The sequence below is a fragment of the Acinetobacter brisouii genome (genome assembly GCF_008993995.1).
Taxonomy (GTDB): domain Bacteria; phylum Pseudomonadota; class Gammaproteobacteria; order Pseudomonadales; family Moraxellaceae; genus Acinetobacter; species Acinetobacter brisouii_A.
Window position 1 is genome coordinate 55,744 of sequence record NZ_BKNN01000002.1, and the last position, 20,764, is coordinate 76,507.

Sequence of the window (20,764 nt, forward strand, 5' to 3'; positions counted from 1 at the left end):
CATCTTATGGCATTTGCCATAAACCATCTTGCATATGCAAAATTTTATCTGCTGACTGAGCCAATTGCTCATCATGCGTCACAATCAACATTGCCATGTTGAACTCTTGGCGTAAATCATTGAGCAATTCAAAAATAGACATGGCAGTATGACGATCCAAGTTGCCTGTTGGTTCATCGGCAAGCATCACTTTTGGATTGGTAACCAAAGCCCGTGCCAAAGCCACACGCTGACGTTCACCACCAGACAACTCACCGGGTTTATGCGTCAGACGGTGGGACAACCCTACACGCTCAAGCAAATATTCTGCCTTTTGCTTTACCTCCGCATATTGACTACTTTTCCGCAGCATGAGAGGCATTGCCACATTTTCAAGCGCACTAAACTCAGGTAGTAAGTGGTGAAACTGATAGACAAAACCTAAATACTGATTACGTAAATCACCACGCACTGTTTCACTCAAGGTATCAAAACGATTGCCATTCAATAAAACTTCACCATTGCTTGGGCGATCCAAACCGCCCAAAACATGCAATAAGGTACTTTTACCTGAGCCACTTGAACCCACAATCGAAATAAACTGACCCGCTTCGACTTGCAGTGACAAGCCTTTTAGTACCGCAACATCAGTCTTCCCGTCAGTAAAGGTCTTGGTGATATTCTTTGCTTCTAAAACTACATTACTCATAGCGCAATGCCTCCGCAGGTTGAATTTTTGCAGCACGCAATGCAGGGTAAATCGTTGCCAAGAAACTCAAAATCAAAGAAACCACAACAATGACAACCACATCTTGCCATCTTAAATAAGATGGTAAATAGTTAATAAAGTAAGCATCAAACAAATGCCAACCTAAACGGGTATTTAACCAGTCAATTACTGTACTGATACTCGATGCCAAAATAATACCAAGCACTGCACCTGTGAAAGTTCCAATCACCCCAATAATTGTACCCTGTACCATAAAAATACGGGTGATTGTGGCAGGTGATGCACCTAATGTCCGTAAAATGGCAATATCCGCTTTTTTATCGGTCACGACCATGACCAAGGAAGACACGATATTAAATGCTGCAACTAGTACGATCAGGAACAATAGTAAGCTCACCATCGACTTTTCCATCTGAATAGCGCTAAACAAGTTACCATGTGTATACGTCCAGTCAGAGCTGTAGTAGCCGCTTGGTAGCTGCTTAACAATATCTTGTGCAACTTGCGGTGCAAGGAAAATATTGTCAAGCTTCATACGAATCCCTTGTGCGCCATCAGGTAAACGAAGCAACGTTGCAGCATCATTCAGAGCGATATAGCCCATCATCGAATCGACTTCTGCGCCTATGCTAAAAATCCCGACAATTTTGAAGCGTTTAAAACGAGGAACGACGCCTGCTGGAGATGGTGTCGCTTCAGGTAAAACTAACGTAACACTATCGTTTAATCCCAAACCTAAGGCATCGGTCATTTGCTTACCTAGCACAATGCCAAAGCTGCCTTTTTTCAGATTATCAATACTGCCTGCAACCATATGATCCTGAATAATGGACACATTTTTTTCATACTGAGGATCAATACCATTGACCATCAGACCAGAGACCTGCCCCTGAGCAGTCAGCATCCCTTGCAGTTGGGTAAATGGAGCAACACCCTTAACATGCTCATGTTTAGAAATTTTTTTAGCTAAATCTGGCCAATTTGTAATGATTTCAGTTGAAGATACACTCGCCTGAGGTATCATACCCAAGACGCGATTTTTTAATTCACGATCAAAACCATTCATCACTGACAACACAGTAATCAGTACAGCAACGCCGAGCGTTAGCCCGATCATGGAGACCAGTGCAATAAAAGAAATAAAATGATTACTGCGACGTGCGCGAGTATATCTCAGACCGATGTACAGCGAGATTGGTTTAAACATACGACCTAAATCCGGGGTATTTTATGGAACAATTACAGCCTCAACACGAACAAACCGAACGGCGGGTCATGTCTCGTATGGACGCTGCATTAAGGTTTAACTATCAGGTCATTTCTGAAGAAATGGCTTTAAAAGACCCGTATGATCCTCACTTTGTTTTACCGCGTTATTTTCTACTACTTACGGAACTAGATCAATTTGATCAGGTTATTCACAACGAATTAAAACAATTAAATGAAAAAGATCAACAAATTGCCAAAATCTTATCCTTATTCAACCAGAAATTAAACCTGATAACAGGCACAATGTACGACTCTATTGTACAAACCATGTTACCAAGTACAGAACAAATCAATCTTTCTGCAATCGGATTAAGCTTTTTTACAGAACAACCGATTGCCAAAGACAGTTATGTGCATGTTACCTTGAGTCATCCTGATAACTTCTTTCATATCGCTGCAATTGCTCAAGTGGTCTATGAAAAGTTTGATACTGATCATGGTTACAGAATTGGTTGCTATTTTATTTCATTACATCCACATGATCGTGAAAAAATTGCTCAATGTCTGGAGCAAGATAAAACCTAAGCAACTAGGACATTTTCTTAAAGCGTTGTTGCCACTTCTGTTGGAGCTGCAAATCACGGGAAAAATAGACCAATAGACCAATAATCAAAATGGCTGCCCCCAAAACAATTTTTAAGGTTAGTGCTTCATGATTCAACAGCGCCCCAATCAATAATGCCAACAGAGGCGTCATGACATTGGTGAGTGACAAGGTAGTCGGTTGAATATTTTGCACTAACTTAAAGTAGCAAAACATCGCCAATAATGATGCCACCACGACGGTATATCCGAGTGCGATCAAGGATTGTATCTGTGGCAGATGGGTCGGAAATTTTGACCAGATGAATGGCAACATACATAGCGCAACAAGACTCGAAATGAGAATTGAACCTGTTGCCTGCGCCATCGGCTCGAGCGGAGCACGAATTTTCTTTACCCAAAAAATAGACAAGGCATAATTAAAGACACTAATTAGCATCAGAACAATACCCATTGGCTGAATATGCTGCTGTCCTGAAAAACAAATGATGCCAAGCCCCGACAGCGCAATCAACATGCCACACCACTGTAGAACATGTAAATACTGTTTAAACCACGCCCAGCCCATTAATCCCGCCATAATCGGTGTTAATCCAAACATTAAAGCAATAATACCTGAGCTCAAATATTGGGTCGCCATATAGGTAAAAATCTGTGAACCGATAAAACTAAATGAACCTGCAAGATAACTATGTAGCGACTGCGCATTGAATGGTAGGCGAATCTTAAAAATCAGCAACAAGCTTAAAGCCAATGGCAATGCTAAAAAGAAACGAAATGCCAATGCCCAAAATGGATTTAAGTCTTTTACACTCCATACAATCGCCAACGGCGTTGTTGCCCAAATCAGAACCAGCAAAGCATAGGTCACTGCCAAATGTGATTGTATTTTGGGCATAATCAACTCTGCTTTGTTGCTCGGATTTGACGCTGAATGGTTTGATCTAAAGCACTTGAAAACTCACGTTTATCTCGATCATTTAATGGCTTAGGCCCACATGTTTGTACGCCTGCTCCACGCAAGGTATCCATATAATCACGTAAATGTAAGCGTGCTTTAATATTGGTTGTGGTAAAAATCTCACCACGTGGGTGAATTGCGACTCCCCCCTTATCAATCACCTGTGCTGCCAAAGGAATATCTTGGGTAATCACAACATCATGAGCCATCATCTGCCTGACAATTTCCTGATCGGCCTGATCAGCGCCACTCATCACCTGTAATGACTTGATTCGTACAGAAGGTGCGATACCCAAAGGCTGATTTGCCACAAATATCACATCTAACAAATAGCGATCTGAAGCTCTAAAAATAATTTCACGCAAAATTTTAGGCAATGCATCGGCATCGACCCAAAGTTTAAAATTTGCCACAGTTATCCATCATTTCACTCATTGATCACTAGTTTAACAAATTCTGCATGACACTGCTGTGATGCTTTGACCTTTTGGTCAAGTCCTGTTTTTGTCAGAGAAAACAACTGATAAATTGAACATATTGCATAAAATTTACGGTAGATGACTTGAAAAATAAGTAGTTACCCTCGATAAATAGGAATAGATCAACTGCAAGTGTACCGATGAATATGCCAAATAATAAACCTGACATGATTACTGTCGATGACAAAAACTTTGGAAGTCATATTGAACATTGGAGTCTGTTGACAGATAACCCGACTCAAATCGTTCCACGATGGTTAGGTCAAGCACTTGATGCACCTGTTATGCCGATGGGGCTTTGTACCAATGAAGATGATATGGATGCCAATACTTGGCTAATTCAAGGGCCTAGTCAAGCGACCATTCAGTTTTCCCAAGTGGTTGCAGTTGAAAACAATAAGCCTAAATGCGTTAAAACCGCTTTCCCAATTTTTGAAAGCCCTTATAAAACATCTGCAAAAATCGAACGTATCATTTCTTGCCAATCTAACACTCAAGCAGTGTTACGTTTAAATTTAGGTGGAAATGCTACAGTTTATGCTTTTGATAATTTGTACAGTGTCAATCAAAGTCAGTACCAAAAAGATCAAAGTTACTGTGTTCATCTCAATGCGTGGGCCTATGAACTTGAGCAGGTCAATGAACATGAACAAATTATTGTAGATGACCCTGCATCCATTAAACATCACCGTGCACTGAATGCGATTTTGGCGGCAAATAATGGCGTAGCACCCAATGACCTACAACAGCAAATCGAAGCATGGCAACCACAAACTGAAGAAGATCGTGCGCCTCTCACCGTTGATTTCTCGCATATGGTGGCATATCTTTATGGTGAAACTGTAGGGCAAGAAGATGAAGCTTGGTTCCAAGGCAAGATCGTAGGTAAGACGCATACCCAATGTATGCAAGAACAGTACGTCTTATATGATGTGACTTTATTACTTGAAGATAATGAAGAAGCAACTTTAATTCGTATTGCGAGTCGTAATTCTGCTTATATGAATTTTGAGATCGGGCAATATATTCGAGGGAATATATGGATTCAGGCGAATATTTATGCTAAAAATGGCAAATAATACCCTACCTGCTCAGGTCTATCACTAGGCTCCTTGTCTTATGAAAACTACACAACAACAGACTTCTGACATGCTACAACAATATAGCCAAGCAAAATTGAAAATTGATTTTGGTTCAGCCTGTTTTTTTGTATTGGGCATGTTCCTGCTGGGTTTTGGTTTACATCAAATTTCTTAAATGATATTTTCAGCATATAAAAAAGCCTCATCATCTGATGAGGCTTTTTTTATTTACATTTATTTTCAATTAACCATGACGTTTAGCAAAGTCATCCATGAAGTTAACCAATGCTTGTACGCCTTCAAGTGGCACAGCATTGTAGATACTTGCACGCATACCACCCACAGAACGGTGACCTGCCAAGTTTAACAAATGATTTGCTTCAGCTTCTTGCAAGAATAATTTATCGAGATTACTGTCGACCAAAGTAAATGGTACGTTCATCAATGAGCGATTCGCGATTGCAATCGGGTTATTGTAGAACTCGCTTGAGTCGATATAACCATATAACAATTCAGCTTTTTTCAAATTAGTTTGATGCATTGCAGGAACACCGCCATGCTCAAGCAACCACTCAAATACCAAACCAGACAAATACCATGCATACGTTGCAGGCGTATTCACCATTGAATCATTCTTGGCTTGTGCAGCGTACTTCAACAAACTTGGAATTTCTGGTTTTGCTTGATCCAACAAGTCATCACGAATAATGACCAAAGTTAAACCCGCAGGTCCAATATTTTTCTGTGCGCCTGCATAGATTAGACCAAACTTGGTCACATCAATCGGTGCAGACAAAATGCTTGAAGACAAGTCCGCAACTAAAGGCGCTTTAGTTTCTGGAATATGGTCAAACTGTAAACCGCCAATCGTTTCATTTTCACAGTAATGCACATATGCTGCATGGTCAGAGAACTGCCAAGTTTGAGCATCGGTAATGGCTGTTTTACCATCAATTTGTGTGCCCGCTTCAATCACATTGACATTGCCGTAACGCTGAGCTTCTTTAATGGCTTTTTCAGACCAGATACCTGTATGGATATAATCCGCTTGGCTGTTTTTACCCAACAAGTTCAATGGAATTGCTGAAAACTGTAATGTTGCACCGCCTTGTAAAAACAAGACTTTATAATTTTCAGGAATATTCATGAGTTTGCGTAAGTCAGCTTCCGCTTTTTCCGCAACCGCGACATAATCTTGACTACGGTGGCTCATTTCCATGATGGAAACGCCCTTACCACGCCAATCTAGTAACTCACTTTGAGCTTTTTCTAAAACAGCGGTTGGTAATGCTGCAGGACCAGCACAGAAATTGTACGCGCGCATGATTTCTTCCTTCATGAAGTAAATACAATAAAATGTGATGGCATTTAACCACAGAATACTCAACGATGCAGTAATTTCGTCAGTTAATATTTCTATTTAAAGCAAAAATTCGCTTTAATTTTTCGATGCTTGATCATTTGAATCTAGGCAATTTTTCAATCTTTTAAGCATAAAAAAAGCCATGCAAAAATGCATGGCTTTTTAGAATCTTGGCTCTCCAACCTGGGCTCGAACCAGGGACCTGCGGATTAACAGTCCGTCGCTCTACCGACTGAGCTATTGGAGAATCTGATGCGCATTGTAAATATCTCATGGGCATCGGTCAAGAAAATCTATTCAAAAATATAGAAAAATCAATTTAATGATTTAAAAAATAAGCAATTTACGACTTTTAGACAAAAAAGTGCCTCTTACGAGGCACGGATTGATTTAGCGAAAGGTTTCCAATAAAAGCTGTTGTGCATTATGTACAGGTTCATTTTGTTGGGGTTGAACCCGAACCCAAGTACCATCACCCTGTAATGCCCATGCCTGTTGGTTATCTTTTAAGTAATTCAATAATCCTAACTGGTAAATGCGTTTACGCAATGCAGGATCTTCAATTGGGAAACAGGCTTCTACACGGTTAAACAAGTTTCGGTTCATCCAGTCGGCACTTGAACAGTAAATGCGCGCATTGCCCTGATTTGCAAAATAATAAACGCGGGTATGTTCAAGGAAACGACCAACGATTGAACGAACACGAATATTTTCTGATAAACCCGTTAAGCCTGGACGTAAACAGCAAATTGAACGAATGATCAGATCAATTTGCACACCTGCTTGAGAAGCTTCGTACAGCTTATTAATCAACTGTACTTCAGTTAAGGCATTCACTTTAATAATGATGCGTGCTTCTTTACCTGCTTTGGCTGCGGCAATTTCATCATCAATACAATTCACCAAATGACTATGCAAAGTAAATGGCGCATGTAACAGCTTTTTCAGCTTCGCCATTTTCCCCATACCTGTCAATTCTTGAAAAATACGATGAACATCTTCACACAGCTCTTTTTCTGTGGTGAGCAAACCGTAATCGGTATAGATACGGGCATTGCCTGCATGATAGTTCCCCGTGCCCAAGTGTGCATAACGCACAAGTTTATTGTTTTCACGGCGAACCACCAAAATCATTTTGGCATGCGTCTTATAGCCAACAATACCATAGACAACCACTGCACCTGCTTCTTGTAAGACATTGGCCACCTCAATGTTTGACTCCTCATCGAAACGCGCACGGAGCTCAATCACTGCTGTGACTTCTTTACCATTACGTGCAGCTTCAGCTAAAACCTGAACAATCTCAGAATCTGCACCACTACGGTATAGGGTTTGTTTAATCGCCAACACCTGCGGATCGCGTGCTGCTTCACGCAAGAATGAAATGACAGGTGCGAATGATTCAAATGGATGATGAAGTAAAATATCTTGCTTACGCATCGCTGCAAAAACATTTTCCGACTTAGTCAATACTTTTGGAATCACGGGCGTAAACGCATCGTATTTTAAATGTGGGCGTTTAAAATTTGACAATAATCGCGCCAGATTGACAGGCCCTTCAACTTTATAAAGTTGGTCTTCATCCAGTTCAAATTCGTTGAGCAAATATTCGTAAATCTGTTTTGGACAATTTTCTGTCACTTCTAAACGTACTGCACGACCAAAACGGCGTGAGCTTAATTCACCTTTGAGGGCTTTGGCTAAATCATCAACATCTTCATTCAACGCCAAATCAGCATTACGTGTTACACGGAACTGATAGCAACCTGTTGCGGTCATCCCTGGGAACAAATCAGACACATGCTCATGAATAATGGCTGATAACATGACATGATGTTCTTTCCCATCGGTCAACTCATCAGGTAAACGAACAACGCGCGGTAAGGAACGTGGCGCAGGAACAACTGCTAAATCAATCTGACGACCAAAGGCATCTTTACCTTCTAGCGTCACAATAAAGTTAAGACTTTTGTTGACCAAACGCGGGAATGGATGTGCAGGATCAAGGCTAATGGGTGTCAGGACTGGTGCAACTTGTTCTTGGAAATATTTTTTTACCCAAGCCGTTTGTGCAGGTGTTAACTCACCACGGCGCAAAAAGCAGATATCTTCCTCACGGAGTCGCGGCAAAATTTCATCATTTAAAATACGGTACTGACGTTCAATTGCAGCATGCGCCGTTTTTGAAATCTGATCTAAAACTTGCTTAGGCGTCAAACCATCTGGACTATGACTTTCATTACCCAGTGTGGTTAATTGTTCCATGACCCCTGCAACACGAATTTCAAAAAACTCATCGAGGTTACGCGAAAAAATGAGTAAGAAGTTTAAACGTTCTAATAAAGGGTGCAATGGGTCTACAGCCTGTTCAAGCACCCGCAAATGAAAATCTAAAATTGATAATTCACGATTAATATATCGGTCATTATAAGCATAATCTGCGGCTGTCACAGTCTTAGATGCTGTAGAGGTCGTCGCAGGAGATACTTCGGTGTTCATATGTCGTTCCATACGTGTTTTTTCATGTTATTTAAACAGTATGCTGCATATTTATGACAATTTCATAAATTTTGTACACAAACTATGCAAATGAATATATCTATGTAGGAATTTGACTATAACGAATATATTTAGCAATGAAGCGCTTACGGGATCTGAATTTTTCATCCTGAGGATGTTCTTGATAATAGCGTGGATTCGGCAATAACGCTGCCAAGAAAATTGCCTGTTCTCGGGTCAGATTTTTACTGCTTTTATGAAAATAATGCCGAGAAGCTGCCTCGACGCCATAAATATTGGCACCAAGCTCAACCGAGTTCATATAGACCTCTAAAATCCGCTGTTTAGACCACAAACGTTCCATCATAAAAGTGGCAATTGCTTCTTGCCCCTTACGCAAAAAAGAACGCTGATTAAACAAGAATAGATTTTTAGCCAGTTGTTGAGAAATCGTAGAGCCACCTGCCACAATACCATCGGCTTTGGCATTTCGCTGCAAAGCAACCTGCATGCCTTCAAAATCAAAACCATGATGATGTAAAAATTTACCGTCTTCAGCAGCAACCACTGCATGTTTAAATTGATTGCTGATTTGGTCGTAACTACGCCATTTATGCTGTAAGGTTTCATCGGGATATTGGATGGCATCGATACGCATAAACATACTTCGCTCAACAGGATGCGTTCGCCACCAAAGTAAACTTGCGAAAATCCAAAGCTGTATCATTAAAAACAAAGTCATTAAAATCAAAAAAATACGCATGAACAATGTTTTCATGATGTGCAATTACTCCCAATCTCACCCAATATGTTAAGCTGAGTTTTTAAAACCGACACAGCATACCATGTCTGAGATGCAACAACCCACGTTTTATCACAGTAAACTCAATGTTCAACGCTGGTGGGTCACTGCGACCCTGATTGCGATTAATGTGGGACTGTATTTGTGGCAAATTGCAACGGGAGTTGATCCAAGCCAGCCCAGTATTGATGCTGCCTTGGCTTGGGGTGCTGACTTTGCACCTTTAACTTTTTTGCAAGAACCTGCCCGCCTATTTACCAGTATGTTCTTTCACTTTGGTTTTTTACACTTGGCACTGAATATGTGGGCGCTGTATATGTTTGGCAGTCTTGCTGAGCAAATTTTTGGGCGTTTTTATGTTTTGGGTATGTATCTTTGCTGTGGTCTAGCAGGTAGCTTACTCAGTGGTTGGCTGAGTATTCATTACAGTTTCTTATATCTACAAACAGGTCAAACCAATTTATTACCAAGCATCAATGCAGGTGCATCTGGGGCAATTATGGGTTTAGGCAGTGCCTTGACGATTTTGTCATTCTTTCCAACACTTCCTCATCAATCATTTATTTTAGTCAAACGTAGCCTGCTCATTATCATGGGACTCAACCTGACCTTAGGCATGATGATTCCCAATATTAATAATGCAGCCCATTTAGGTGGCGCACTCATGGGAATGATTCAAAGTTTAATTTGGTATCGTTGTGCCCTCCATCAGCGCAACCTCCTTGGCAGTTTATTGGGACTCTGCGTAGGGGTTACACTGCTGATTTTCAGCTATTTCTATTGTCAAAATTTGATTCACGCAGGTCTCTTACCGCTCTGGGACACGATTCTTAAACAATTCTAACGAGGTTAATGGTCACTCTGATCACGTAAGCTTTTTAAAGGTGAAATTCGTGTCAAATAGACCAAACGATAACGCCCAACCAATGCACACAACAATGCCATCACCATCGGCAATATTAACCATAAACTTAAGTGGAGTTGTATGCTCAGTTGTAATTGATGACTGGCGATCGCACTGATCACTTCTGCAAACAAACAGGCTACTCCACCTGACAATACGCCCATCATGGCAAATTCACGGGTGAGTAATGTTTTGATCTGCGCTTGTGAACTGCCAAATGCCCGCATCAAGGCGACTTCTTTTTTACGCTCATCCATCAACAAATTCAGGCAAGCCAATAACACCAAAACGCCCGATACAGCCACTAAAATTGCCAGTAACGTGACAATTTGCACCATAACCTTCAATAAATTTTTAATCTGATCCAGTATCATTCCAACATCAATAAAAACAGTCGTACTATGCTGCTGAATCAAAGCCAATAATTTACCCTTATCTTGAGGTGGCACATAGAAACTCGACAAGTAACTCCCTGCATTTTCATCGAGTGTTTTTGGCGAAAAAATAAAGAAAAAGTTGGGACTAAAACTTTGCCACTCAACTTGGCGCAGATTGATCACTTTGGCTTGTAACTCACCTTCAGGTAATGCAAAAGTTAAATGATCTCCAACTTTAATGCCTAAACTCTGTGCGGTTTTTTCTTCAACAGACACATCTCCTGCTTGTTGCAACAACTTTGCCCCTTGAGTAATCACATTATCGGTCGGATAAGTGTTGGACTGTGTCAGATTAAGCTCACGGCGTAAGCTGTTATTTTGAGAGATTTGTTCGGGAGTAAATGCCTTCCCGTTATGGGCAACTAAACGCCCACGAATGTTGGGATAGAGTGGCGTACTTTGCCAACCATAGTGGGCAAGCTGTTGCTCAAAGTTTGCTTTATCCATCGGTGGCAAGCCATAAATAAACTGATTGGGGGTATTTTCAGGTAACTGCTGTTGCCAACGTGTCAGCAAATCTGTGCGCAGTACAATTAAGACCGAAATTAAACTCACCCCCAATGCCAAAGCCGTCATTTGTAGCGCTGTTTGTGATGGCACACGGACATATATGGCTAGATTGCTATGACTGCGTTTAATTGCATTTAAAATCAGCCACAAAATCCCATACATCAAGATAGCAACAGCACAGACACTCAGCAGTACTAGCAAAGTCAATTTTACCGCATGCGTCAACAATAGACTAAATATGATCAGGCTGGCTAAACCTGTAAAAAACGTCCAAATATAGACACGTCCAAATGTCGGTACTTGACGAATCACCCGAATCGGTGGTGTTCGTAACAACTGATAAATATTAGGAAAAATAAAACCAAGTAGAACAATTGCACTGGTCAAAAAGCCAATGGGTAGAGGTTGTAAAATACTGCTCAGCAGTTCAACTTGAATATTCAGGCTCGGTACAAATTGCAGCATGAGCTGCAACAACCCCATACCCAACAGCCCACCCAAGACACTCCCGATGCCTGAAGCAATCACCATGACCATCAACAGTAAAACTGCAATTGCACCTAAAATCTGTCGCTGACTTGCGCCCAAACAGCGCAACAAGGCAATCTGATCTTGCGTTTGTTGCACATAACGGCGACTCGATAACGCAATCGCGACTCCACACAACAAAATCGTCAATAAATTGGTCAGCTGCAAAAAGGTGTCTAGATTTTCAATCGGTTTTAACAGTCGGGTATTGCCCTGTTTGGCTGTTCTTAATTGCAGATTAGTGTCGGCATTGCTTGCATCTGATTGTGAATCTTTGGCTTTAGGATTTTTCAGATTAAACCAATGCTGATAGTCTGCTACAGCCTGAGTTTGCCCTGCCAGCAACAAACGATATTCAATTCGACTGCCTGCCTGAATGGCATGCGTTCGTGCAACATCACGCTGATCAATCATCACTGAGGGAGAAAAACCTGAAAACCCCGTTTCCTGATTACTGTCTTGCGTAATCAGTCCTGTAAATTTGAACTCAGCATCCGCAATAAAAACTGAATCCCCCAATTTCACATGCAACAGATCTTGTGCGCGCTGACTCAGCCAAACCTCACCCAATTTAAGCTGTTGGGCGGTTGGGCGAATCTGTAAATTGCCACGCAAAGGAAATGCCTGATCAATCGCCTTGACTGTGACCATCACAAACTGATCATTGGTATGAGCCATACTACTAAAAGCGGTGACTTGTGATTGTTGTAACTTAAGTTGTTGAGCTTTCTGTGCATAGTCATTGGCAAGAGGCTTGGTATCTGTCACCACCAAATCTCCTCCAAGCAATTGCGCTGCTTGCAATAAAATCGCTTGCTGAATTTGCCCATTACTAAATTTAAGTGCAGTGGTGGCACAAATTGCTAGACTCAATGCCACAATCAGCAGCCACACACCATGACTACGAAAACTTTGCTGTAACAGCGGTTGAACTAAATGCTTCATCATCACCCCTGTTGTTCACACAGTTGACCATCATGCAAAATAAAATGGCGCTGACATTGTGCAGCCAACTCCAGATCATGTGTGACCAATACCAATGTGACTTGCATCTCTCGATTGAGCCGAAACAACAACTGTTCAATCTCATGTGCTGTTTGTTCATCCAGATTGCCTGTAGGTTCATCTGCAAAAATGATTTTAGGTTCAGTGATCAAGGCGCGTGCAATCGCCACACGCTGCTGCTCTCCACCCGATAAAACTTGTGGCGTTTGTTCAATTTGCCGCTCCAAACCCACTTGTTGTAATAATTTTTTGGCTTTAATGACTGCCTGAGCATAATTAAAGTGAGGCTGTAAGCGTAAAGGGAGTAAAACATTCTCTAAAGCAGATAAATGATTGAGCAACTGGAAAGACTGAAAAACAAAACCTGTATGCTGTAAGCGCAACTTGGCTCGCTGCTCTTCATTTTGTTGGTGTACAGCTGCACCACATAACCAAAGCTGCCCAGAACTCGCCTGATCCAATGTGGCTAACAAGCCGAGTAATGTCGATTTGCCTGAACCTGAACGTCCCGTAATTGCGACTTGCTCCCCTGCAAAAATTTCAAGCTGAATATCTTGTAAAATAGGTATCATTTTGTTTTGAAAATGAATGTGCTGACTTAAATGCTGGGCGCAAAGAATAGGTTGTGGCATGATGCAAAACATCCATAAAAAATCATAGGACAAGCCAGATGCAAAACAACAAACACTCAGTTTATGTTGCAATGCTTGTATTAAGTGGCATAGGCATATTGGCTACAGAGACCGCCATGGCAAAAACAGTGATGGTGTATGGCGACAGTATTAGTGCTGGTTATGGTTTAAACCCACAACAAGGTTGGGTTTATTTATTACAAAAACGTCTTGAACAACAGTACCCGAAAAAACATAAAGTGGTCAATGCCAGTGTCAGTGGAGAAACCTCTTCAGGCGGCTTGGCTCGCTTACCTTTAGCTTTAAAAACACATCGCCCTGATATTGTCGTTTTAGAACTTGGAGGCAATGATGGTTTGCGTGGTCAACCACCACAAATGTTGCAGCAAAATTTAGCAAAAATGATTCAATTAACTCAGCAAACCCATGCTAAAGTGATTTTACTGGGAATCAAAATTCCACCTAACTACGGCACTGCCTATAGCAAAGCCTTTGAGCAAAGTTACCGTGTGATTAGCCAACAGTACAAAGTGCCATTACTGCCATTTTTTATGCAAGGTATTGCAGGCAATAATCAACTCATGCAAAAAGACCTAGTACATCCAAATGCTCAAGCACAACGTATTTTATTAAATAATGCTTATCCACTGATCCAACAAGCACTCAAATAAAAAGGCGCATTTTGCGCCTTTTTATTTGAAACCAGATACAGCTTAGAAATCAAGAAAATTGACTTTACCTGTTTCAAGCGAGTATTCAGCACCCACTACGATCATTTTGCCTTTTGCAATCAAAGTTTCGAGTACAGCAGAACCATGACGTAATTGATTGACCGATGCAAAGACATTTGAACGTACAGCATGTTCTGAAAGTTTGCAAAGATCGTGTTTAAGCTCAGTCTGCATCAAAATTTCAACGGATGGGCGAACACGGTTAACAATTGACATCAAATTGTTTGATGGCGGGTTCTCTGGATTCATTAACGTATCAATCGTCGCTTGAACTGCACCACAGTGACTATGCCCCAAGACCACCACAACAGCGCAGTCATAGCGTTCTGCTGCAAACTCAACGCTACCCACCTGAGATGGTGCAACGATATTGCCAGCAACACGAATCACAAATAAATCACCCAAGCCTTGATCGAATACGATTTCAGCAGGGACACGTGAATCAGAACAACCCAAAATAATCGCAAACGGATTTTGATCTGCGGTCAATTGTTCACGATGCTCTTGTGAAACGAGGTCAGGAATTGAGGATTTCCCGTTTACAAAACGCTCGTTACCTTGTTTTAAACGCTCTAGGGCTTCTTGTGCCGTTAACATGTTATTTCCCATTCGCTTTAAATTGAAAAATCAAAGACATTTTAAGACTGTAGTGGCTCGTTGTCACTGACTAAAATCATCCTCTTTATGACAAGTTTTTCCAATTTCAATTCAATTTTTAATCTCTATTCAATTCAATTTTTCAGAATTTCACAACGCTATTGCTAGCATCTGTTTTTTTAGACAAGGTATACTGAGGGCTTTCCATGTTGATTTTGACTGTCTATGACCGCCACTGCTGCACATCCTCGTATCGAACAATTAATCGAGGCTCACCTTGATTTTTTAGAACGAGAGCTTTCCTCGCCAGACAATCTGCCAAGTGAAGTTCAGGCGTTTTTTCATTGGTTTACAGCACAAAATTTACAAGATTTATGGGACTTCCAAAGTCTGTTTAACTTGCTTGAACAACAGCTTTTAAAAAACCAGTTAAGCACATTTTTCATAGAACAGTGTGTCGAACATATCCGCTTTGCACTGGTTCATGACCTCAATGAACACACCAAAATTGCAGATATCTTCGATGTGATGACCATTGACAAAATTGCTCAATATGTTGCGAGTAAAAATGAACATCGTCACAAGTTAATTCATAGTGTCGTTCATCATCCTGCATTTTCTGCCATGATTTCCCAGCTCATTCAACAAGCTTTAGAAGATTATTTTGAGCACAGCATGGGTAAACGTGTACCGACTGTGGGTCGCTTCATGAAAATGGGGAAATCGGTTTTTGAAAGTGTAACTGACTCACGCTTTGAACAAACAGTTGCCTATTATTTACAAAAGAATATCGTCAAATTGAGTCAACTGAGTGAGCAGGTGCTCAATCAACATTTTGACAATGACAAACTTTATCACTTTCAAGCCAATCTCTGGCACAAAGTCAAAGCCTCACCTTTGAGTGTCTTTAAAAATTATGTTGTGCTTGAGGACTTACCACAAACCGTTGGGCTGGCTCATGACGTCTGGAATCATTTACGCCAAACTGATTATTTAAAACAGCAATTACATGATGGTTTATATACATGGTATATCCGCAATCAGGAACGTAATTTTAGTCAATTACTGCGCGACTTAAATATTGATGAAACATTATTGATGCAGCAACTACAGCCATTGTTTACTGCCATCATGCAGCAAGCGATTCAGACAGGTTATTTAAGACAACGTGCCCGTGCTTTCTTGGAGCGTTTTTATTATGCTGAATCAACACGTCAAATCTTGGCGTTGGATAATTCTCAATAAAAATCTGACCAATAATGCAAGATCCCAAAGCAATCTATTGAAATAAAAAAACCTCCATCAAATATGGAGGTTTTTTTATGGAGAGAAAGAACTTATTTAAAATAAGCACCTTCAGCTTGTGTATGGTCAGTTTGGTCAACCACACGTTGCAATTCTGGAATATGCTGGCGTAATGTTGTTTCAACACCTTGTTTTAAGGTCACATCAATTGCTGAACAACCTTGGCACCCCCCCCCAAATTTCAAGACAGCAGTTAAGCCATGCTCAGCATCTTCTTGCACTTCAACCAACGAACAATTGCCACCATGTCCTGACAATCCTGGATTAATTTCTGATTGCAAGACGTAAATAATACGCTCTTCAATCGAAGCATCTGGGCCAACACGAGGTACTTTTGAATTTGGTGCACGGAAAGTCAACTGACCACCAAAGCGATCTTTGTTATAGTCGATTACGGCATCACGCAAATACGGAATCGATGGGCTATCTACAAATGCAGGAAAATCTGGGTAATCTTGTTTATAGTCAGCTGGATTTACTTCATCTGGCGCGCTATATGCCATACAACATTCTGCACGTGGCGTTCCTGCGTTTTCTACAAAAACACGAACACCAATGCCTGGAGTATTTTGTTTTTCCAATAAATCACGTAAATACTCTTGAGCAGAAGGAGTGATCAATAAATTTGGAATTTCCTCTGCGTCTGTCACTTTAGTGCTGATGTTCTCAGTCGACATAACGTTTTTCCTCAATATGAAGGCTCTATTTTAACTGAAGATATGGGGCAATTGAGAAAAATCAACTAAAATTGTCGGAATTCTTTTTATCGCTCAGAGTCCCGATGCGAAACCCCATTGAAATAGCGAAAAAATCTTATGTTGAATTTACCTTTTAGCCATACGCTTACCCTAATTATCATTACTGTCGGGATTTCCTTACTAGGTTTCTCCAAACAAGATGTGATGAATCGCCTGATTTTTTGGCCACCTGCCATCCAAAAAGGTCAGTATGATCGTTTTTTTGCTTATGGCTTTGTACATGCTGATGGTATGCATTTGCTCTTTAATATGATTACCCTGTATTTTTTTGGCAATTATATGGAGCAATTTTATCGTCAGTACCTCGACAACATGGGCTTTGTGCTGTTTTATTTTGGTGCCCTGATTTTTAGTATTTTACCTAGCTACCTGAAACATAAAAATGACTATCAATGGGCAAGTTTAGGCGCTTCGGGAGCTGTTTCTGCGGTATTATTTGCCTATATTTTATTCCAACCGTGGAGTCGGATTTTAGTTTTCTTTATTCCTATGCCTGCGATTTTATTTGCAGTTTTATATGTGGTTTATAGTATCTGGTCAAGTAAACAGCAAGGTAGCCATGTCAACCACAGTGCTCATCTTTGGGGTGCGCTCTATGGTGTGGTCGTGACAATCATCATCAATCCCGCCGTGATTGTTTTTTTCTTCCAGCAAATTCAAAATATTCCTGCATTCTAACATGCTACATTTTTTAGCAAATTTGATGATTTATGCTAAGTCAGTTTCTGCCTTGGCATACATAATGAATGATGACCACCATGACTGAAAATAAGGATAAATCAATGTCTAATGCTCCCGAAGGATTACAGTTTCCTCTTGATCCAGCAAGCCAACGTGCAAGTACATCTTGTACAGGCAAACAAATTCTTTCTGAAGCGCTGGCTTTGGTTGACAACAAACTGTCACAACAAGTGCTCAAAGAAAAAAACTGGCGTAAGCGCTATCCTATCTATTTTAAAGCGTTAGTTCATCATGGAATCTTATATCAGGACAACCCTGTAAAAATTGCCAGTCAAGGTCTACATAAGGCTCATCAATTATTTGAATTTTATCGTGATCATCAACGATTTTCTCTCAAAGACTTTATGCGTGTGCCTCACATTCAAAATTTACACAGTGTTGTGGTTCAAGGTCAATCTCAACAAGCACCCGAGTGGTTTGTGCCTTATCAAGGTCAAAAACTAAACGGGCAAGCATTACTCGATCAGATTGCCCGATGGGAACAGCAAGGGATTATTGAAAGTAGCCATGCTGAAGCATTGCGCGCAGTACAAGCACATCCTGAATGGTTTGATTTATCTGACTCGACCATGGTGCTGTTTGGGGCTGGCTCTGAAGCAGGCCCGCTGACATGGCTGAGCAAGTGGAAAGCCAATATTGTGGCTGTAGATTTACCCAATGAAAAAGTTTGGTCACGCATCTTAAATACAATTCAACATGGCAATGCCAAGCTCATTGCACCTTGCCAAGAAGCAATTGTGGAAGATACACCTCTTGATGTTTTAAGCAGTAAGTTAGGCGCAAATTTACTCACTCAAACCCCAGAAATTGCCGCTTGGCTAGCTCAAATGCCTGAACGCTTAAATCTTGCAGCAATTGCTTATCTGGATGGTGAAAAACATGTCCGTGTTGCTATGGCAATGGATGCGATTATGCAATATATCAGCGAGCAAAAGCCCAATACCAGCTTAATGTTTATGTGTACCCCTACTGATGTATATGCTGTTCCTAAACAGGTGGTTGATCATTGCAAACAAAAATCGCGTGAACGTTCAACCATTGAAAAGCTCTTAGCAAAAGGTGTTTCTAGTTTAAGTATCCGTCATTTCCTTAAACCGCATTCTCGTCAACTCATCCATTCAAATAATGGTAAAGACTATGCAATTGCTGACTGTCTGGTGATTGAACAAGGTCCAAACTATGCACTTGCAAAACGGATACAACAATGGCGAGCCATTACAGCACAGGAACACGGACAACATGTTTGCATTAATATTGCACCGTCAACAACTACACATTCGGTGACCAAAAACCCGTTACTCAAAGCTGCGTTTAATGGTGCACACTTATTTAATGTTGAAGCCTTTGAACCTGAAACAACAAATGCGCTCATGGCTGCAATGTGGATTCACGATTTACGCAATCCTAAAGCGCTAGCCAATCCGAGCAATCAGCTTGATCATCCTCTAGAGTTGATTATGCAAGGTGCTAATCATGGTGGCATGTGGAATGCAGCCTATCTGGTTCGTAGTGCCTTACCTTTCGCTGCAATTTATGGCTTGGTTGCAGACAAATTACCACGGAATAAAAAATAATAACGTGATCTATTCTGAATTCATATTTAACTTCAGAAAACAATAAAGCCAGTCACATGACTGGCTTTATTGTTTTCTGAATCAAGACAGGCTTAATTATTTTACATAGAAAGTTTTAAGCACTTTGCCTTGTAAAGTTTGCCCAATCAGTGGGGTATTTTTACCTTGAGAAAGAATCGTGTCTTTAGACACTTGCCATTCTAGCTCAGGATCAACCAGTACCCAGCCCGCTTCTGCTTGCCAACGTTCCAGCATTTTTGCAACACGCGCAGGTGCAGTCGTGACTTTTTCAACCCACTCAAGTGGAGTAAATACACCTTCACGAACCAACTGCGTACCTAAAGCCACATAAGTATCGAAAGCCGTGATGCCTGGTTCAGTTTCTGCAAATGGCATCATTTTCGCTGAACTGCTCAATGGTTCATGATGGGTACAAATTGCATCAATCACACCCGATTTTACCGCTTCACGAAGCTGCGCTTTGTCTTGTTCTGCACGAAGTGGTGGACGAACATGAGCAAGCGAGTTAAAGCCATCAATCAAAGCATCGGTTAAATGCAACTGGTGCATGGCAACATCTGCTGTCACGGGTAAACCTTTAGCTTTTGCAGCAGCGATCAATTCAACTGAAGCGCCACTTGAAAGCAAACTAAAGTGAGCACGTACGCCTGTCACTTCAATCATCAACAAGTATTTAGCAATCGCAACCGTTTCCGCAATCGTCGGAATCATTGGCAAACCTTGACGTGATGCCACAAAACCTTCATGCACACAACCATCTTTTGCCAATTGTGGTTCTTCAGGATAGAACACCACGGTTAAACCTAAACCCGCTGCATATTCCAAGGTACGAATCACGACATCATCGTCTTGGAAAGCGGCATTGGCATTAGTCACCGCAGTACAGCCACCTTTTTTCAAGGCTGCCATGTTCGCAGGCTGTTTACCATTGAGACCTTGGGTTTGCGCGCCAATGATATGCAAATGAATTTTGCCATCTTGCCATGCTTTTTCCACCAAGCCCTGAATCAAAGCACCATTGTCTTGCACAATCGGTTTTGAATCTGGCGGGGTAATCACATGCAAAATCCCATTTTCACGCGCAGCCTGACCTTCAGATTTTAATGTCCCGTGCTGCTGCTGACCTGGTTCACGCAAACGTGCACACAAATCCACCATACTTGGCATGAGCCATTTGCCTTGACCGTCAATCACCTGATCGACTTCTGCCAAGTCGGCAACACGTTTACCCTGATCTAAATAAATTGTTTCGACGTGGTCTGTTTGTTGAACTGGATCTAACACACGTACATTTTCAATTTTTACACGACTCAT

General features: G+C 41.1%; 20 protein-coding genes and 1 tRNA gene. 8 read left to right on the plus strand and 13 right to left on the minus strand.

The annotated features are described in order from the left end of the window. Nucleotides 1-4: 4 nt before the first annotated feature. Together lolD and GBN19_RS01205 are read right to left on the minus strand one after the other, a co-directional pair. Nucleotides 5-688 (minus strand): lipoprotein-releasing ABC transporter ATP-binding protein LolD, encoded by a 684-nt coding sequence (lolD, locus tag GBN19_RS01200; RefSeq protein WP_151709884.1) that lies wholly within the window; start codon nucleotides 686-688, stop codon nucleotides 5-7. Then, a complete protein-coding gene (locus GBN19_RS01205; protein WP_151709883.1) occupies nucleotides 681-1,916 on the minus strand; it encodes a lipoprotein-releasing ABC transporter permease subunit in 1,236 nt (411 codons plus the stop codon). The genes lolD and GBN19_RS01205 overlap by 8 nt, the downstream gene beginning before the upstream one ends. Nucleotides 1,917-1,939: 23 nt before the next feature. Between GBN19_RS01205 and GBN19_RS01210 the strand changes: the two genes are divergently transcribed. Beyond that, nucleotides 1,940-2,503 (plus strand): PilZ domain-containing protein, encoded by a 564-nt coding sequence (locus tag GBN19_RS01210; RefSeq protein WP_151776859.1) that lies wholly within the window; start codon nucleotides 1,940-1,942, stop codon nucleotides 2,501-2,503. Between the two features lie 4 nt (nucleotides 2,504-2,507). Here GBN19_RS01210 and GBN19_RS01215 read toward each other — a convergent pair whose 3' ends face one another. Beyond that, nucleotides 2,508-3,419: a DMT family transporter gene (locus GBN19_RS01215; RefSeq protein ID WP_151776860.1), complete on the minus strand. Its 912-nt coding sequence runs from the start codon at nucleotides 3,417-3,419 to the stop codon at nucleotides 2,508-2,510. A gap of 2 nt (nucleotides 3,420-3,421) precedes the next feature. Then, the gene (locus GBN19_RS01220) at nucleotides 3,422-3,895 is read right to left on the minus strand and encodes a YaiI/YqxD family protein (RefSeq protein WP_151776861.1); all 474 of its coding nucleotides are present in this window, start codon (nucleotides 3,893-3,895) and stop codon (nucleotides 3,422-3,424) included. Nucleotides 3,896-4,107: 212 nt separating this feature from the next. Between GBN19_RS01220 and GBN19_RS01225 the strand changes: the two genes are divergently transcribed. Continuing rightward, on the plus strand, nucleotides 4,108-5,040 hold the full coding sequence (locus tag GBN19_RS01225; RefSeq protein ID WP_151709888.1) for a hypothetical protein: 933 nt from the start codon (nucleotides 4,108-4,110) through the stop codon (nucleotides 5,038-5,040). A gap of 40 nt (nucleotides 5,041-5,080) precedes the next feature. Beyond that, nucleotides 5,081-5,218, plus strand: coding sequence for a hypothetical protein (locus tag GBN19_RS15710; protein WP_171494409.1), 138 nt, complete (start codon nucleotides 5,081-5,083; stop codon nucleotides 5,216-5,218). A gap of 69 nt (nucleotides 5,219-5,287) precedes the next feature. Here the strand turns inward: GBN19_RS15710 and serC are convergent, their stop codons facing one another. From serC to mtgA, 4 genes are all read right to left on the minus strand, one after another. Continuing rightward, nucleotides 5,288-6,367, minus strand: coding sequence for a 3-phosphoserine/phosphohydroxythreonine transaminase (gene serC, locus GBN19_RS01230; RefSeq protein ID WP_151776862.1), 1,080 nt, complete (start codon nucleotides 6,365-6,367; stop codon nucleotides 5,288-5,290). 210 nt (nucleotides 6,368-6,577) lie between these two features. Then, nucleotides 6,578-6,653, minus strand: a tRNA-Asn gene (locus GBN19_RS01235). Nucleotides 6,654-6,796: 143 nt separating this feature from the next. Further along, nucleotides 6,797-8,905, minus strand: a complete 2,109-nt coding sequence (gene ppk1, locus GBN19_RS01240) for a polyphosphate kinase 1 (RefSeq protein WP_151709878.1) — start codon at nucleotides 8,903-8,905, stop codon at nucleotides 6,797-6,799. A 100-nt stretch (nucleotides 8,906-9,005) separates the two neighbouring features. Beyond that, nucleotides 9,006-9,683: a monofunctional biosynthetic peptidoglycan transglycosylase gene (gene mtgA / locus GBN19_RS01245; RefSeq protein ID WP_151776863.1), complete on the minus strand. Its 678-nt coding sequence runs from the start codon at nucleotides 9,681-9,683 to the stop codon at nucleotides 9,006-9,008. Between the two features lie 67 nt (nucleotides 9,684-9,750). Here mtgA and GBN19_RS01250 point away from each other — a divergent pair, with 67 nt between their 5' ends. Further along, nucleotides 9,751-10,551, plus strand: a complete 801-nt coding sequence (locus GBN19_RS01250; protein ID WP_151776864.1) for a rhomboid family intramembrane serine protease — start codon at nucleotides 9,751-9,753, stop codon at nucleotides 10,549-10,551. A gap of 5 nt (nucleotides 10,552-10,556) precedes the next feature. Here GBN19_RS01250 and GBN19_RS01255 read toward each other — a convergent pair whose 3' ends face one another. Both GBN19_RS01255 and GBN19_RS01260 read right to left on the minus strand, forming a co-directional pair. Continuing rightward, nucleotides 10,557-13,031 carry an ABC transporter permease gene (locus GBN19_RS01255; protein WP_151776904.1) on the minus strand — a complete coding sequence of 825 codons (2,475 nt, stop codon included), beginning with the start codon at nucleotides 13,029-13,031 and terminating at the stop codon, nucleotides 10,557-10,559. A 2-nt stretch (nucleotides 13,032-13,033) separates the two neighbouring features. Then, nucleotides 13,034-13,723, minus strand: a complete 690-nt coding sequence (locus GBN19_RS01260; protein WP_151776865.1) for an ABC transporter ATP-binding protein — start codon at nucleotides 13,721-13,723, stop codon at nucleotides 13,034-13,036. 71 nt (nucleotides 13,724-13,794) lie between these two features. Here GBN19_RS01260 and GBN19_RS01265 point away from each other — a divergent pair, with 71 nt between their 5' ends. Beyond that, complete coding sequence (locus GBN19_RS01265) at nucleotides 13,795-14,394, plus strand: arylesterase (RefSeq protein ID WP_228271185.1); 600 nt, start codon at nucleotides 13,795-13,797, stop codon at nucleotides 14,392-14,394. A 42-nt stretch (nucleotides 14,395-14,436) separates the two neighbouring features. On the opposite strand, the gene GBN19_RS01270 is transcribed toward GBN19_RS01265, so the two are convergent. Then, nucleotides 14,437-15,051, minus strand: a complete 615-nt coding sequence (locus GBN19_RS01270; RefSeq protein ID WP_151776867.1) for a carbonic anhydrase — start codon at nucleotides 15,049-15,051, stop codon at nucleotides 14,437-14,439. A 225-nt stretch (nucleotides 15,052-15,276) separates the two neighbouring features. On the opposite strand from GBN19_RS01270, the gene GBN19_RS01275 reads away from it, so the two are divergent. Further along, nucleotides 15,277-16,296, plus strand: a complete 1,020-nt coding sequence (locus tag GBN19_RS01275) for a hypothetical protein (RefSeq protein ID WP_151776868.1) — start codon at nucleotides 15,277-15,279, stop codon at nucleotides 16,294-16,296. A 92-nt stretch (nucleotides 16,297-16,388) separates the two neighbouring features. Here GBN19_RS01275 and nfuA read toward each other — a convergent pair whose 3' ends face one another. After that, nucleotides 16,389-17,033 carry a Fe-S biogenesis protein NfuA gene (gene nfuA, locus GBN19_RS01280; RefSeq protein WP_151776869.1) on the minus strand — a complete coding sequence of 215 codons (645 nt, stop codon included), beginning with the start codon at nucleotides 17,031-17,033 and terminating at the stop codon, nucleotides 16,389-16,391. Between the two features lie 138 nt (nucleotides 17,034-17,171). On the opposite strand from nfuA, the gene GBN19_RS01285 reads away from it, so the two are divergent. Together GBN19_RS01285 and GBN19_RS01290 are read left to right on the plus strand one after the other, a co-directional pair. After that, nucleotides 17,172-17,792 carry a rhomboid family intramembrane serine protease gene (locus GBN19_RS01285; protein WP_151776870.1) on the plus strand — a complete coding sequence of 207 codons (621 nt, stop codon included), beginning with the start codon at nucleotides 17,172-17,174 and terminating at the stop codon, nucleotides 17,790-17,792. Between the two features lie 104 nt (nucleotides 17,793-17,896). Further along, complete coding sequence (locus tag GBN19_RS01290) at nucleotides 17,897-19,429, plus strand: hypothetical protein (RefSeq protein ID WP_151776871.1); 1,533 nt, start codon at nucleotides 17,897-17,899, stop codon at nucleotides 19,427-19,429. 96 nt (nucleotides 19,430-19,525) lie between these two features. Here the strand turns inward: GBN19_RS01290 and GBN19_RS01295 are convergent, their stop codons facing one another. Next, nucleotides 19,526-20,764, minus strand: coding sequence for a dihydroorotase (locus GBN19_RS01295; RefSeq protein ID WP_151776872.1), 1,239 nt, complete (start codon nucleotides 20,762-20,764; stop codon nucleotides 19,526-19,528).

Coding starts and splice junctions, on each gene's coding strand:
- GBN19_RS01225 (WP_151709888.1), top strand. CDS start 4,108: ATGCCAAATAATAAACCTGACATGATTACTGTCGATGACAAAAACTTT.
- GBN19_RS01205 (WP_151709883.1), bottom strand. CDS start 1,916: ATGTTTAAACCAATCTCGCTGTACATCGGTCTGAGATATACTCGCGCA.
- mtgA (WP_151776863.1), bottom strand. CDS start 9,683: ATGAAAACATTGTTCATGCGTATTTTTTTGATTTTAATGACTTTGTTT.
- GBN19_RS01270 (WP_151776867.1), bottom strand. CDS start 15,051: ATGTTAACGGCACAAGAAGCCCTAGAGCGTTTAAAACAAGGTAACGAG.
- GBN19_RS01210 (WP_151776859.1), top strand. CDS start 1,940: ATGGAACAATTACAGCCTCAACACGAACAAACCGAACGGCGGGTCATG.
- ppk1 (WP_151709878.1), bottom strand. CDS start 8,905: ATGAACACCGAAGTATCTCCTGCGACGACCTCTACAGCATCTAAGACT.
- GBN19_RS01265 (WP_228271185.1), top strand. CDS start 13,795: ATGCTTGTATTAAGTGGCATAGGCATATTGGCTACAGAGACCGCCATG.
- GBN19_RS01290 (WP_151776871.1), top strand. CDS start 17,897: ATGTCTAATGCTCCCGAAGGATTACAGTTTCCTCTTGATCCAGCAAGC.
- GBN19_RS01295 (WP_151776872.1), bottom strand. CDS start 20,764: ATGAGTCGTGTAAAAATTGAAAATGTACGTGTGTTAGATCCAGTTCAA.
- GBN19_RS01285 (WP_151776870.1), top strand. CDS start 17,172: ATGTTGAATTTACCTTTTAGCCATACGCTTACCCTAATTATCATTACT.
- GBN19_RS01275 (WP_151776868.1), top strand. CDS start 15,277: ATGACCGCCACTGCTGCACATCCTCGTATCGAACAATTAATCGAGGCT.
- serC (WP_151776862.1), bottom strand. CDS start 6,367: ATGCGCGCGTACAATTTCTGTGCTGGTCCTGCAGCATTACCAACCGCT.
- GBN19_RS01260 (WP_151776865.1), bottom strand. CDS start 13,723: ATGCCACAACCTATTCTTTGCGCCCAGCATTTAAGTCAGCACATTCAT.
- GBN19_RS15710 (WP_171494409.1), top strand. CDS start 5,081: ATGAAAACTACACAACAACAGACTTCTGACATGCTACAACAATATAGC.
- nfuA (WP_151776869.1), bottom strand. CDS start 17,033: ATGTCGACTGAGAACATCAGCACTAAAGTGACAGACGCAGAGGAAATT.
- GBN19_RS01215 (WP_151776860.1), bottom strand. CDS start 3,419: ATGCCCAAAATACAATCACATTTGGCAGTGACCTATGCTTTGCTGGTT.
- GBN19_RS01255 (WP_151776904.1), bottom strand. CDS start 13,031: ATGAAGCATTTAGTTCAACCGCTGTTACAGCAAAGTTTTCGTAGTCAT.
- lolD (WP_151709884.1), bottom strand. CDS start 688: ATGAGTAATGTAGTTTTAGAAGCAAAGAATATCACCAAGACCTTTACT.
- GBN19_RS01250 (WP_151776864.1), top strand. CDS start 9,751: ATGTCTGAGATGCAACAACCCACGTTTTATCACAGTAAACTCAATGTT.